The organism is Fibrobacter sp. UWP2 (assembly GCF_900141705.1).
In the GTDB taxonomy this organism is placed as follows: Bacteria; Fibrobacterota; Fibrobacteria; order Fibrobacterales; family Fibrobacteraceae; genus Fibrobacter.
Genome location: NZ_FQYM01000004.1, coordinates 108,193 through 122,559, shown reverse-complemented (window position 1 = coordinate 122,559; position 14,367 = coordinate 108,193). Strand labels below are relative to the sequence as shown.

Genomic DNA, 14,367 nt, shown 5'->3' with positions numbered 1-14,367 from the left:
ACCTTACGGCATAAATATAGTTTTTCCATTCTTCTTTTTTGGCAAAAAAAAGCCAAAATGAGATGTAGAACACACTTTTGCGGCTTCAAAACGCGTTTGTGTACAATTTTTTACATCGTTTGGGGACTTTCAAGGCGGTTTGTGGACTTTTTTACACCGTTTGAGGTAAATTCGACTCGAACACTTCCGGATGGGCGCGGCAAATGCTGAAATACCCCCTTTTACCAACAATGATGTGGTCCAACACGGGAATCTGCACCACCTTCCCCACGGCGCACAGCACACGGGTAATGGCATAGTCCTCCGGGCTGGGCTCGCAGCAACCCGACGGATGGTTGTGGACAAAAATAGCCGCAACGGCATGGTCGGCGATGGCGGGAGCGAACGCCTCGCGGGGGTGGACGGGCGTCTGGTTCACCAGCCCCACCGTTATCTCGTGGACGTTGATGATGGCGTTTGCCGAATCCAGCGAAACCAGCACAAAATACTCCTGCATCGCGAACTTGAGGAACGATAGGCGCGCCACGAGCGACCTCGGGTCGTTCACCGTAACGGACTCATCGCCCAGCATGTAGCGGGACGAGAGCTCCAGGCAGGCCAGGACCTGCATCGCCTTCACCTTCCCCAGCCCGCCGATCCTCAAGAGTTCCTTCAGCGTGGGGAGGCTGCCTTTGTGCGAGAGCTGGGCGACAATCTCCCTAGAGACTTCGAACACGCTCTTGCCCTTGGTCCCGGAACCCAATATGAGGGCGAGCAGCTCCACATTGTCCAGGGAGTGCACGCCAAGGCGCAGGAGTTTTTCGCGCGGGAGCAGTTTTTCTGTATTTTCCATAGGTTTTCCTAAAAAAGGGTGAGTTTCTAACCTATAAACGGATTTTTTGCCCGATTTGTTCCTTTTTTAGTTTTTTTTTCATAGGGTTCTTTCAAAAACCTCCCTCCGAAACAGAAAACTTGCAACAAACAAATCTCTCAACAAACCAGACTTATCATAAAAACAGGTAATTTTCAAGCCGAAAGAAGTCATTCAAAGGAAAACTTCAAATAAAAATCGCAATTTTTTAAAGAAAAATCGAAAGAACATCTTCCCATTTCTGTAAAAAAAGACTATTTTTTGCAAAAAGATTCAATCAATCCATCCTTAAAAAAGGAAAATTATGGCAAATAAAACATTAAGCGGCGCCGAAGTGATCATCGAATGCCTCAAACGCGAAGGCATCGACACGATTTTCGGCTACCCCGGTGGATCCGCCATCCCGATGTTCGACGCGATCCTTGATTCCAATATTAAAGTAGTGCTTTCCCGCCACGAGCAGGGCGCGACCCACATGGCCGACGGCTATGCACGCCAGACCGGCAAGGTCGGCGTCGCCCTCGTCACAAGCGGTCCGGGTGCAACAAACACGTTCACCGGCATCTACACGGCACTCATGGATTCGAGCCCCATCGTGGTGCTCGCCGCACAGACCACTACCCCGAACCTCGGCAAGGACGCCTTCCAGGAATGCGACACGAGCGGCATGACGTTCGCGGCAGTGAAGCACTCCTACCTGGTGAAGAATTCCAACGACCTCCCGCGCGTGATGAAGGAAGCTTTCCACATCGCACGCAGCGGCCGTCCGGGCCCGGTGCTCATCGACCTCCCGAAGGACGTGACCGCAGGCCCCTGCACCGCCCCGTTCACCGACCAGATGGACCTTCCGGGTTACAAGATTCCGACCTACGCCTCCGCAGAAAGCGTCGAGAAGGCGGCGGAATTCCTCCGCAAGTCCAAGAAGCCGTTGCTTCTCGTGGGCCACGGTGCCATGATCAGCGGGGCCAGCCGCCAGGTGCGCGAACTCGCCGAAAAGATTGGCGCTCCGGTGTGCTGCACCATGCTCGGCCTCGGCGCCTTCCCCGTTGATCACGAGCTTTCGCTCGGCATGCTCGGCATGCACGGCACCGTGTACGCGAACAAGGCCGTGCTCGACTGCGACCTGATCCTCTCCATCGGTAGCCGCTGGGATGACCGCATTACCGGCAAGCTCGATGAATTCTGCAAGAACGCGGTGAAAATGCATATCGATATCGACCCTGCCGAAGAAGGCAAGGTTCTGCAGCCCGACGTGTTCATGTGCGGCGACGCGAAGCTCGTGCTCGAGCAGTTGCTCCCGATGGTGAACAAGCTCGATACTGCCGAATGGATCAAGACCTGCCAGACCTGGAAGAAGCGCTTCCCGCTCACCTACGCGAAGCAGGGCGGCCTCCGCATGCAGCACGTGATTGCGACTGCCAGCGAACTCACCGGCGGCAAGGCCATCGTCACGACCGACGTGGGCCAGCACCAGATGTGGGTTGCACAGTTCTTCCATATAAACTATCCGCGCCAGTTGCACTCCAGCGGTGGCGCAGGCACGATGGGCTTCGGCTTCCCCGCCGCTATCGGTGCCGCATTCGGCAACGAGACCGGCTGGCCGGTGCTCAGCTTCAGCGGTGACGGCGGTTTCCAGATGACGGAAGCGGAACTCGCGACCGCCGCCATCCACAAGCTCCCCATCAAGATCTTCGTGATGGACAACAAGTACCTGGGCATGGTGCGCCAGTGGCAGGAACTCTTCTATGACCACCGCTACTCCAGCGTGGACATGCAGGGCAACCCCGACTTCGTGAAGCTCGCCGAAGCCTACGGCATTCCTGGGCTCCGCATCAAGCGCCCCGCCGATGCCGAACGCGTTATCCAGAAGGCGCTCAGCTACAACGACGGCCCGATTCTCATCCACTGCGAATGCGAAAAGGAAGACAACGTGTTCCCGATGATTCCGGCAGGCGCACCGCTTACCGCCATGCTTACGGAAGCACCCAAGGCAAAACTCGAAAAGCCCACGGGATCGACGTAACAGGAGGTTTTAAAAATGAAAGACATTGCACATTCTATTAGTTTGTTGGTTGCGAACCGCCCGGGCGTACTCGTGCGTATCGCCCTCGTGTTCTCCCGCCGTGGCTACAACATCGACTCCCTCGTTGTCTCCCCCACGCTCGACCCGAACTTCAGCCGCATGAACATCATCGCCCATGGCAATCCCGAAATCTTGATGCAGATCATCAAGCAGCTCGAGAAACTCGTGGACGTGGTACAGGCGAAGGACCATACCGGCACGGACGCCGTCGAGAAGGAACTCGCGCTCATCAAGGTGCGTTGCACTCCCGACCAGCGTACGGAAATCCTGCAGCTGTGCGACCACTTCCACGCGAATACCGTGGACATGACTGCCACCTCGATGATCATCCAGATTACGGGCAACAGCCAGAAGGTCGACACGCTCAAGAGCCTCTTGCAGAAGTTCGAAATCGTCGAGTATATCCGCACGGGCAAGGTCATCATGCTCCGCGGTGAGGATAAGACTTAAGCGACCGTTCGCGCTAAACTCGGGAACTGCTTCTCTGGTAGGCGCTCACTCCCACCTAAAGGTGGCCATGTACACTAAGCGCTAAAGCGCAAGTGTCCAAAGGTCGCAACCGCCCCTGGTTAATACCAGGGGCTTTGTTGCTCACGGGCGACAAGGGAGGGCACGGCCCTCCCTAAGCCCCTCCCGACACTCAATACTCCGTTCGATTCTCGGGCGGAGTATTTTCGTGGGCACCTGACGGTGCTATATTAAAACCCGAGAACAGCTTCGGAGATTTCGTTCGCCTCGTCGGAGTAGTCGTCCACCATGTCGAGCACGAACTCGCCCCACGATTCGCTCACGCCGCAACCCACGCCCACGTCCATCGAGCTCCACTTGAACACGCCGTACACGCGCTCGAAGCGTTCCATGATTTCACTCAGGGTATCTTCGGGGAATTCCCCCTCCACGGCAAGGGTGCCGTCCATCGCCAGGAGCCCCTCCTCGGGCAGCTCCTCAAAACGGCATTCGTACTCGTCGGTCATCACCTCGTCAACAGAATACCAGTAACCGCTGTCTTCGCTGGGGAGTTCCGCCTCCGGGAACTGCGCCACAAAAGCATCCCAAAGCTCGGCAAGGTCATCCCTCTCCCCCACAAAACGCATTAAAATTCTGTATTCCATACTCTAAATATAATAGAAAAAAATTACGGTAAGCGCGCGACCCCGTAAAACAAAATAAAAAGCGAACTTGGTGAGCCCGTCTCGTAAAAACACGAAGGGGTAGACACCGCATGTTACCGCGGCAGATATGAGCAAGCCAAGGGCTTGCGAATATGAGATAGGAGCAAACGGCATCCTTGTTAAAAGGATGCCGGGGGCGGGGCGAACTTGGTGAGCCCGTCTCGTAAAAACACGAAGGGGTAGACACCGCGTGTTACCGCGGTATATATGAGCAAGCCAAGGGCTTGCGAATATGAGATAGGAGCAAACGGCATCCTTGCTAAAAGGATGCCGGGGGCGGGGCGAACTTGGTGAGCCCGTCTCGTAAAAACACGAAGGGGTAGACACCGCGTGTCTACCCCTTCGTGGAGGTGAGGGGAGTCGAACCCCTGTCCAAAATCACGTCCATGCACGTTCCTACAAGCTTTCCCTTCGAATTTAAGGTCTCGCCTCGCCCACGCCCAAGAAGGTCGGCGCAGATTTCAGCCAGCCTAGTGAATTTCAGACGCTAGCCCCAGGCATGCAAGAATCCTATCCCATATTGCGTCCGGACGTACACCCCGATGGGAGCGGAATGAGGCCCGGCGTTGCCGTTAATTAGGCAGCGAGTGCGTAGTTTTCGTCAGCACTTATTTTTTTTCAGACTTTTTAACGAGTGCCCCCGTCTGAGACCTCGGCTTGCAACTAACACTTCAGCGACCCTGTCGAAACCAGATCACCCCCAATGTTATTTTCCAGCGATGATCTGGTTGAGACAGGCCTGTCGACTAAATGCGAGCTAGCGAGCATTTAGGCCCTTGAGCTCACGAAGTGAGCGAAAGGCCCAAAGGGCGAGCGTAACGCGAATAGCGTTAGGCGAGGCAAACCAGAGCACCCCCAGGTGAGTGTCGCGCCGGCAAGCTTGCTTGTCGGCATGACCGAACCGCGGGTGATTCTGTTCGAAGAACAGAAAGCACCCCCGATGTTATTAGAAGTTGATTAAAATATAACAAAATGTCATTTTTTATGCAAGCAATCGAGCCTACTTCGCGCCTTTCACACAGCGAACAGAATAGGCCCAATCCTTAAATTCTGTCGTTAACATACTGTACGGGTCATTCTGATGAAATTCCACACTCCAAGCGCGGTCGTCGTGCTCTTCATGTTCGGTAGCAGACCAATAACCTACCTCCGTACCTAAAGCAAAATATCGCCCTGCTGATATCCGTCTCCCACCGGGACTCGCCGAAAATCCATACGCATCGAGACCAGGTCTATCTTCATCGTTCACTATAATCCACCCCGCCTTGGATCTAAGATTGTCACCACCTTTCCCTTTAACAAGGTAGCTCAATTCGCTATAAGTCGGCAAATGCCAACCTTCGGGACAAGCGTTCAATGCAGCCGGCCATGTATACATGCGTCCATATGTAGCGCAATATTTAGCCGTATCATTGAAACAATAGCTGTTGACGGTTTCATAGTTCAGGTTTTCGGCCATCCATGTGAGCGTATCGACAACGATCGTCTTGTAAACCTGCCCATCACGGCTGTCGGTCATCTGTCCGTACGAAAATGCCGGGTTCAGGAATTTCCATGAGCTCTTTTCACTAGAGCTTGACGAGGAAGAAGCCGGAGTGCTGCTGGAGCTCGACGATTTTGGTTCACCCTCGACGCAGCGGATAGACATTCCCCACCCATCAGTCAGATTGTACAACCCGATGGAGACATTCGACAGGTTCCATCCTAGATACGCCGCGTATACTAGGCCGGCGCTATCCGATGCGGTCCACATATTAGAGCACCATCCCAACGATGAACCGTAACTCCTCCCCGCCTTGTAGCTGCCTGGGAGCATCGCAAACCCGTATTCATCCGTACCCAGGAAGCCGTCGTCCCTTGTCCAGCCGGTATCGGCCATGAGCACCACCGCAGAGCTGTCTTCCCCGACAAAGTCAATCAATTCCCGCAATTCTTCGATTGTCGGCAGATGAGTCCCGGTCGGGCAAGCCCTCTTGGCATCGTCCCAATCGTAGAGCATCCCGTACTTCTCGCAATTCTCGGGCTTGCCGGAATGGCAGAAGCCGGTCACGTCATCGCCATAGTAGTTAAGATTTTCTGCGAACCAGGTCTGCGAACCGATAGTCACCATGCGGTACGTTTTGCCGTCACGCGAATCCACGAAAGTCTTGCTATCGTGCGTCTTGGAACTGCTGGACGATTTCGCCGACGAAGAAGATTTGTCGTCTGCGGAACTCGACGATTCTTTGCTTGAAGAAGACTTGTCGCCTGCGGAACTCGACGATTCCTTGCTCGAAGAAGACTTGTCGTCTGCGGAACTCGACGATTCCTTGCTCGAAGAAGATTCGTCGTCTGCGGAACTCGACGACACCTTGCTCGAAGAAGATTCGTCGTCTGCGAAACTCGACGATTCCTTGCTTGAAGAAGATTCGTCGTCTGCGGAACTCGACGATTCCTTGCTCGAAGAAGATTCATCGTCATCGGAGTCCGACGACACTTTCTCCGAAGAAGACGATTCCTTCCCCAGTTCGTCTTCGCGGATCCATTTCCCGGAATAACAGAAATAGTCCACCTCATCTTCCACGACATAGACAAACTCGCCCTTACGCGAATCGGTACATTTGCCCAAGTCGTAAATGGTATTGACTTCCTTGGACAGCGGGTCTTTGAGTGTAATGGAGTCATCCTCGCCTGAGCAAGAGGCAAGCAAGGCAGTCAAGATACAACCGGTCAAGATTTTACGCATAGGGAGTTCCTCTCTCCCGAAATATATATTAAAACGAAACGCAGCGCCTAATGATAAAAGCGAAAATCCCTCAAACCGTGGGACGACTCGCCGGATTGCTCATGGGGCGGCTCACCGGACTAGCCAGGTTCTGCTGGCGTTCCGGCAGGTGCTTCCAGTAACGTACGGGCAAGCAACGCCTGAGGAGTCGCGGGTTCAGGCGCTCCTTGATGGCCATCGTATCGTAATAAGACTTCCACATGCGCGTGAACTCGTCGGGAGGTGCATTCTGCGCGATGGTGCGGGAAATCGTATCGGAATCGGTGAATTCCAGGTATTCCGTATGCTGGCCATTGTAGAACACGCCATAACAGCGTAGCACATCGACGATGGCCCAGCGGCCCGTCGGGAAGCGTCCGCGGAAATGCCCGACAATCATCTCGAGGATGTCGTACTTCGGCTCTATCTCGGCAACGTACAAGCCGTCGGGCGCCTTGTTAAAGCGTACCATCCCGAGCATGCCGCCAGCTTCGTGACGTACGGCGCGGGCAAGCAAGAAAAGCGGGAGCATCTCCTTGCTAGTGGGATTGCGGTTAAAGCCGGGCTCATCGCCGGCGAAAAGCTTGCGCAGGTAGGCAAAAATCTTCATTTCCACGCCGCGTTCCTCGGAGCGGAAGGCCGTCTCGAGCAGGTCCAATATATCGGCGCCCGCCATGTTGACGATGGCGCGACGGAGCCTGCGGGCGGAATCCGCGACGGTCTCCACGTGAAATGGCTGCAGGAACAAGTCGAAAGTCGACGATGACTCCGGATCGTACGGGCGTTCCGGCAAGAAATCGCCTACATCGAGACGCTGGCGGTAGATTTCGAATACCGCGCTCAGGAAGCCGTCGAACGAAGAATCGTATGAGATGAGGAGAGACATGTGGGATGTGGGGTTAGCCGGCGACGCGGAGTTGCGCAGGGGCCGGGAGCGCGGGCGTCTGCAACTGGCTGAAAAAATCAAGCTGTGCGGGTCTCGGACGCGCAATCAGCATCGGGCGCAACATCTCGGGATAGAGCCTGCGCAAGTTCGCAGGCACGTCGGGATTGTAGATGAAGTATTTGGCGCGCTTGAGCACGACCCCCATCTTCTTGAGCTGCTCCATGCGAATGGTGCAAAAGCGACGCCCGCTCACGATAAGCTGTGCCGACTTGACGCCGATTCCCGGCACGCGCAGAATCATCTCGTAATCGGCGGTCTGCAAATCTATCGGGAAGAACTCCGGATGGCGCAACGCCCACATCGCCTTCGGGTCCAGATCCAGATCGAGGTTCGGGTTCTTCGCGTCCAGGATTTCGTCGTAATTGAACTTGTAAAATCGCATAAGCCAGTCCGCCTGGTAAAGGCGGTGCTCGCGCAAAAGGGGCGTCTTGGTGGTGAGGGCGGGCAAGCGCTTGTCGGCATTGATGGGAACGTAGCCCGAAAAGTAGACGCGCTTCATTTGCTGCTGCCTGTAAAAGCCTGCCGAGAGCGTCAGTATCTGGAGGTCAGTCTCCCCCGACGCCCCGACAATCATCTGGGTGCTTTGACCCGCGGGCAGGAACTTGGGTGCGAACCTAGAACCATTGGAGCGCTCCGTTTTGTACTCGATCTTGCGCTCGGCCAAAAAATTCATGGGCCGGTAAATGGAGGCGAAGTTTTTTTCGGGAGCCAGGTACTGCAGCTGCCTATCGGACGGAATCTCTATATTCACGCTGCTGCGGTCAGCGTAGAGGCCCGCCTCGTACAAGAGCCGGTCGCTCGCACCGGGAATCGCCTTGAGGTGAATGTAGCCGCCAAAGCGATGCATCGTACGCAACTCCTTCGCCACGCGGATCAGGAGTTCCATGGTGTTGTCGGGCGAGCCGATGACCGCCGAGCTCAGGAAGAGCCCCTCGATGTAGTTACGGCGGTAGAATTCGAGCGTGAGATCGATGAGTTCCCTGGGTGTAAAGGTCGCGCGAGGAACATCGTTGCTACGGCGGTTGATGCAGTAGGCGCAGTCGTACTTGCAAGCGTTGCTGAGCAGCACCTTCAAAAGCGAGATGCACCGCCCGTCGGCCGACCACGTGTGGCAAATGCCAGCACTGCAGCCGCTCCCGAGCCCGCCCTTGGGCGCACGACGGCTTGATCCACTTGAGGAACACGACACGTCGTACTTGGCCGCCTCGCCTAGGATGTTCAATTTTTGACGCAAATCCATGATACACACCTGTTTAAATGCACTTTTGTTCACTAATATAACAATTAGTGCTCAAAAAAGCAAGTGTTTTTTTTTGGATTTGTCTAGTCAGTCTGTATAGCTGCGGAAACGTCAAGGACTAATCCAGCAGCTTTTTCGATTTTACTTATTCTTATTCACGATAAGCGTCTTGGCCTTGAAGGTCTTCTTGTCGATCCACTTGACCATCAGGGAAACCTTGTTGTCCTTGTTCAGGGCGGCCCAGTATTTTTTGAGCGTGTCTTCGGCGTTGTCAAAAATCGGCATCAGTTTCGGGAAGCCGTTGAAGCTCGGAATCGGGCTGCCATCGGTTTCGTAGGTGCTGATGAAGTGGCCGAGACCCGGCAGGGCCTTCTCGTATTCGAACGTCATGCGCTCGCAACCGGCTTCTTCGCTGTTGTTACGGCTCTTGAGGATGGAGAGCTTGTAAACGGCGGGGCTGGCGTTCTTGTAGTGGATGCCGGAGATGCGCGGCGTGAAGTTCGGGGCGTCGTCTTCGTACTGGCGCGTGCGGAGGGCGCTTTCGAAAGTGCCGCCGAGCTTGATGGCGTCGTAAATCGTGTCGGTCTGGTCGCCGTTCGTGATAATCTGCACGTCGGCGGTGTGACGTGCCGGGTAGTAGATAATCAGGTGCGGGTCGGTGAGCTTGGATTCGTCGAAGGCCTTGGTCTTCATGAAGCCGGTCTTCGGTTCAATTTCGAACACGCGATTGCGGCTGTTGACGCTACGGCCCATGATCCAGTAGACCTGCACGTAGGACTTGCCGTCGGCACTTTCACCGAGGATAATTCCGCGTCCGGGATACGGGTTGTTGGAGAGGGCCTTGAAATTCTGTTTTGCTTCGTCTGTGTATTTCATGGCCCGAAATATAGAAACTATTCCACTATCAGGCGCATCTTGTTGCTGAGATTGAAGCTCGTGCCGTCGTCATAGACCAGCAAAGTCGCTTCTTTATACAGGTCCAACGCCTTGATATTGAAACTGACCTTCGACCTGCAGAGGCAATCGGCCTGCGGGAGCGAAGTATCGTAATGCGGAGTCACGTAGAGCGTGGAGTCCCTCATCTCAATTGCAACGCTCTCGAATACCGTTCCGCAGGTAAGCACGACTTCTTCAATGACTATCTGCGCAGAATCGCCGTTCACGTACATGTGCGCCACGGGCGGCAAGGCGGCATCTACCATCGGATCGTCCAGACCGCTCTTGTTACACTGCGCATCGGCCTTTTCAATCTTCTGGTAGCCCCGATCCGGCTGATTAATCAGTTTATATCCTAGCTCGAGCGGAGGCCTGTTGTTCTCGAACGCCGTATAGCCAAATCCGGCATATTGTTCATCAAACGTGAATTTCACATCGGCCGTGCAGCCGCACTCGAGTTTCACGCCCTTCTCACCGGAATGGTCGATATTCACAAAGAGAGTATCCCCGATGACCGATGCCACGGTATTGTCTGCCTTCAGGCTATCAAAGAAAGCCTTCTGCAAGGCGGAATCGCAGGCGTAGGTCAACTTGACATTGAGCATGTCGATTTGCGCGAAGCTGTTGGAGACACTGTAAAACGCTGCAGGCGGCTCGGGTTCAACCGGATCATTCGTCCAAACTTCTTCCCGGCAGGTCGCCTTGATGCTTCTGAGCGGTACGGGACCGTTGTAGCTCGGGCGCGAAGATGAACTCGGCGGTGTCACGTTGGACGAGGAGCTCTGCGGAGTCACGCTAGAAGACGAACCCGGCGGAGTCAAACTGGAAGAAGACTGTCCCGGCTGCACCGCAGACGACGTTCCCTGCGAACTGGACGATTTAACAGTCTCGCTCGATGCGGGATTCATTGCCGAAGAGGATTCCACACTCACGCTTGATAACGGATTCGCCCCGCTCGATGAAGGATTGTTTGTAGCAGAAGACAAGTCCTGCCCGGCAGAAGAGCTTTCAACCCCGGCAACGGGCTCCGGCCCGGAAGAAGAATCGTCCCCGCAGGCAACAATCATAAACGAAAGCGCAGCAGCGCAAGCAAAAATTTTTTTCATATCATTTTCCATCTTGATTTTATGTCAAAGATTAATCCTTAAGAACAGACGCATCAAAGGGAACGGAATTCACCAAGGGCATCGGTTCTTCCCTGTCAAACACGAGATAATTCGCATTGGAGAACGCCTCGTTCTGTTCCACCTTGAAGGACACTCGTGTCGGGCAAATGCAATTGGTTATCGGGCTGTCCGGATCGACTTTCGGTTTGACATACAGCGTTCCATTGTCCGCATAGACATCAAAGCTTTCAAAAACAATCGCGCAAGGCATCATCACTTCAGGAATGACGATGGTATCGAAGCCATCGTCGCCCACTCTACGGCCTGCAACAGCCACTTTGGTCGACGTCGTATCAATCGGGTCCATGACCAGTGAATTGCCTGCCAGCGCCGGCGCATTGGCCGTTTGCCTGTCGTTTTTGCATTCCAACTTAATATCCTTCGCCAGCCTGTGTCCCGTTATTTCTTCAACCGTAACCACGCTCATATCGACAATTTCCATAGTGTTTGGATTGGAACCGGCAACATTGTCGAAAACAAGAACTGTCGCATGCCCGTAGGCCGGATTATTTTCCACGGCAAAGTCCACCTTGGAATTACAAATGCACCTCTGCGCATTCGTGTTGTCGAATTTCGCCTTCACGTAAACCGTATCGCCGGACACATCGACATCGAGGGTATCAAGTTCAGCACCGCAGGTAAGCGAAAGGTTTTCCAATGTAAAGCCGGTCCGTTCGGTACCGACGTAGCGAAGGGCAACTGGAGGGAGATTTTCTTCACGAACGCGCACCGTATCTACCGGAACGACGTCCAGATTGCCATCCACCAGGGGGTCGTCCACCACGCCATTCGCAAGGCACTGGGCATTGGCATCCGTTACGAACTGGTGCTTGTCCGCAACTTTTGCCACAGACGACGAACTTTTCGCCGACACAGACGAAGACGATTCGACGGGGAGCGCAAAGGACGAAGAGGACTCAGCGCCGCTAGACGAAGATTCTATGCCGCTAGACAGGGGCGGGTCTTCTGGCGCCGGGCCAGGAACCACTTCGTACACCTGCATTTTTTTATTGTAAAGCTTGAGCGCAAAGAAATTGATGTCCGCATCACTTGCGTCTATGTCGAACCAATGGTCGCTCGTGCACATGCATGCCGTCGGAATCATCGCCTTGACATCGAGCGTTAGCGTGTCGCCAGAACGCCCTACGTCCATCATCACTTTTTCAAATCCGCAATAGTCATATACTTTCGGAATCATCAGTTGATATTTGCCACCGTTCTCGTACAAATAGGCCTTGGGCATTTCATCAGTTTCGCCCTCTTTCAGCAAGGCGGATTGGTTATACGAGCTTTCGTAGCAACCTTTGAATTTCATGTTCACATTCCGCAAGGAATCGAGCACCGAACTGGAGGATTCCCCCGTGCCGATACTAGACGACGATTCCGTCACAGACGAGATATCGCCAGTGGACTGATGGTCAGGGCCCGTCGAAGACGATTCGTCCCCGCAGGCAATGAGCATAAGCGACAGGGCCGCAGCTGTTGCAAGTATCTTTTTCATGATGGCCTCCTTCTTTTAATTTTCCTGTACCGGAAGGGTTTCCTTCTGGTCAAAAACCGTGTAGTTGATACCGGAATAAGCCTTGCCGAGCGTGAACGTGGCCTTCGCCACACATTCACAACCGTAATCCCAGCCCTTGCTCCGGCTAAAATTCACATACAGCCTATCGCCTTCACTACTGACAACCGGGCCGCCTTCGTTTACGCCCTGCAAGAACTGCTTCCGGGCATCCTCCTCGCAAGGGATAGCGAAATAGACATTCTGCAAGACAAATTTCACGGAGTCGCCATCGACATGCTTGAACGCCTCAGGGCCAGCGACATCCGGTGCGACGACGGGGACAGCCATGTCCACATTGATTACATCGGCAAGACACTGGATGGAGAAATCGCCCGCATGCGCAATATCGCCATCGCGAAGTTCAGAAGAAGACGAGGAAATATCAATCGGATCAATGCCATTGCCGCAGCCCTCGCACGAACTGCTGCTTTCTATAGCAGAACGCCCACTTGAGCTACTCTCGATTCTTATGGTATGACTGCCATCATTCGCATCCCTACTCGACGAACTCGAAAGAACCTTTTTTTCGCTCGAACTCAAAACGACGTCAGCACTGTTGCTCGACTCGATATCGGCTGCATCCGAAGAACTGTTATTCTCTGCAACGGTATTGGGATCGATGGTGCCGCCCGCGATATCGCCGGCATCGTTACCGGAACACGCAGTCACAAACACAGCAAAAAGAGCCCCCACGGCAAAGGAGAATTTGTTAAACATGGCGAGCCTCCTTGACCTTGTCCGTAACAGGGAAAAACTGGAAATTGATTCGGCAGACCTGATCCTGGTCCCTGTATTCGTTCGCGATGGAAAGCACCTTCTTGCAACAGGCGTCGAGTTCGCTTGCTATCCTGCCGTAGGCTTCCTCGTTCACGCCGAGCGTCACCCCGGTAAAATGGCGTTCGCTTGGAGAATAGCGGTCTACGGCTCGTGCCGCCATGTTGGCCATTTCCTTGTGCATCGCACGGATTGCGAGCGGCAACGCCTCCTTGGAACCGATGACCACCTGTTCCGTCTGCGAATAGACCTTCTCCCCGTCCTTCTTCAGGAATCCGGCCTTGACCAAAAAGTTCAGGATATCGCGCACCTCTTCGGCGGACACGTGCTCCTTGCACTCGTCGGCGATATCGCGCGGATTGGCGCCCGGCATCATCGGGACAAGTTCCCTCAATACAGGATACTTCCAGGATTCATAATACTGGAAAGCGTCACCGTCAACAACGCGCACCTTGTGTTCCAAGGCTATCTTCTGCATTTCGAGCAGCGCAGCCTTCTTCACGGAATCCTTCTTGGCGTTCCCGAACGTGACCATCTCGCGGAAATAATCCTTTTCGTAGCCGACAAGCCCCATGGCACAGGCGACATTCTCGATTTTCGGTTTGCCCAGCTTGCTTTCGCCCTTGCACACGAGCTGCAAAAAATTCGGCGACGTAAAACCGGCGCTCTTGCAGAACTCGCGCCACGAGAACGCACCCAAGCGTTTGCGCTCGTCGTAGTAGTCCTGTATATACAGGCGGTAATCCTTATATTCGAGTATCGGTTTCATACTGTATAATATACGTTTTTATTTCTTTAAAGTCAATATACTAATACTATACAAAATCAATTAGTTTTACACAAAAACACTGTTTTTTACAATAATTTTAATATAAAAAACAAAATACTATACATTC

12 protein-coding genes and 1 other RNA gene are annotated in these 14,367 nt (G+C 53.9%); 2 read left to right on the top strand and 11 right to left on the bottom strand.

Translation table 11 applies throughout. The features are described from left to right. Positions 1-151: 151 nt before the first annotated feature. Positions 152-832 carry a RadC family protein gene (gene radC / locus BUB55_RS03925; protein WP_073188398.1) on the bottom strand — a complete coding sequence of 227 codons (681 nt, stop codon included), beginning with the start codon at positions 830-832 and terminating at the stop codon, positions 152-154. A gap of 322 nt (positions 833-1,154) precedes the next feature. Between radC and ilvB the strand changes: the two genes are divergently transcribed. Together ilvB and ilvN are read left to right on the top strand one after the other, a co-directional pair. Beyond that, on the top strand, positions 1,155-2,873 hold the full coding sequence (ilvB, locus tag BUB55_RS03920) for a biosynthetic-type acetolactate synthase large subunit (RefSeq protein WP_073188396.1): 1,719 nt from the start codon (positions 1,155-1,157) through the stop codon (positions 2,871-2,873). A 15-nt stretch (positions 2,874-2,888) separates the two neighbouring features. Then, on the top strand, positions 2,889-3,383 hold the full coding sequence (gene ilvN / locus BUB55_RS03915) for an acetolactate synthase small subunit (protein ID WP_072812598.1): 495 nt from the start codon (positions 2,889-2,891) through the stop codon (positions 3,381-3,383). Positions 3,384-3,631: 248 nt separating this feature from the next. Here ilvN and BUB55_RS03910 read toward each other — a convergent pair whose 3' ends face one another. The 10 genes from BUB55_RS03910 to BUB55_RS03865 all read right to left on the bottom strand — a co-directional run bounded on the left by BUB55_RS03910 (position 3,632) and on the right by BUB55_RS03865 (position 14,240). Beyond that, positions 3,632-4,045 (bottom strand): hypothetical protein, encoded by a 414-nt coding sequence (locus tag BUB55_RS03910; RefSeq protein ID WP_073188394.1) that lies wholly within the window; start codon positions 4,043-4,045, stop codon positions 3,632-3,634. Positions 4,046-4,447: 402 nt separating this feature from the next. After that, positions 4,448-4,807: a transfer-messenger RNA gene (ssrA, locus tag BUB55_RS03905) on the bottom strand. A gap of 298 nt (positions 4,808-5,105) precedes the next feature. Then, complete coding sequence (locus BUB55_RS03900) at positions 5,106-6,830, bottom strand: FISUMP domain-containing protein (RefSeq protein WP_083596862.1); 1,725 nt, start codon at positions 6,828-6,830, stop codon at positions 5,106-5,108. Between the two features lie 70 nt (positions 6,831-6,900). Then, positions 6,901-7,734 (bottom strand): TIGR03915 family putative DNA repair protein, encoded by an 834-nt coding sequence (locus BUB55_RS03895; protein WP_073188391.1) that lies wholly within the window; start codon positions 7,732-7,734, stop codon positions 6,901-6,903. 13 nt (positions 7,735-7,747) lie between these two features. Further along, on the bottom strand, positions 7,748-9,034 hold the full coding sequence (locus BUB55_RS03890) for a putative DNA modification/repair radical SAM protein (RefSeq protein WP_073188390.1): 1,287 nt from the start codon (positions 9,032-9,034) through the stop codon (positions 7,748-7,750). A gap of 141 nt (positions 9,035-9,175) precedes the next feature. Then, on the bottom strand, positions 9,176-9,910 hold the full coding sequence (locus tag BUB55_RS03885; protein WP_072811285.1) for an IMP cyclohydrolase: 735 nt from the start codon (positions 9,908-9,910) through the stop codon (positions 9,176-9,178). A gap of 17 nt (positions 9,911-9,927) precedes the next feature. Further along, a complete protein-coding gene (locus tag BUB55_RS03880; protein WP_143152891.1) occupies positions 9,928-11,076 on the bottom strand; it encodes a hypothetical protein in 1,149 nt (382 codons plus the stop codon). A 31-nt stretch (positions 11,077-11,107) separates the two neighbouring features. Next, positions 11,108-12,637, bottom strand: a complete 1,530-nt coding sequence (locus tag BUB55_RS03875) for a hypothetical protein (RefSeq protein ID WP_143152890.1) — start codon at positions 12,635-12,637, stop codon at positions 11,108-11,110. Between the two features lie 15 nt (positions 12,638-12,652). Beyond that, positions 12,653-13,414 (bottom strand): hypothetical protein, encoded by a 762-nt coding sequence (locus BUB55_RS03870; RefSeq protein ID WP_073188384.1) that lies wholly within the window; start codon positions 13,412-13,414, stop codon positions 12,653-12,655. Then, positions 13,407-14,240, bottom strand: coding sequence for a TIGR02147 family protein (locus BUB55_RS03865; RefSeq protein ID WP_073188382.1), 834 nt, complete (start codon positions 14,238-14,240; stop codon positions 13,407-13,409). The genes BUB55_RS03870 and BUB55_RS03865 overlap by 8 nt, the downstream gene beginning before the upstream one ends. Positions 14,241-14,367: the final 127 nt, after the last annotated feature.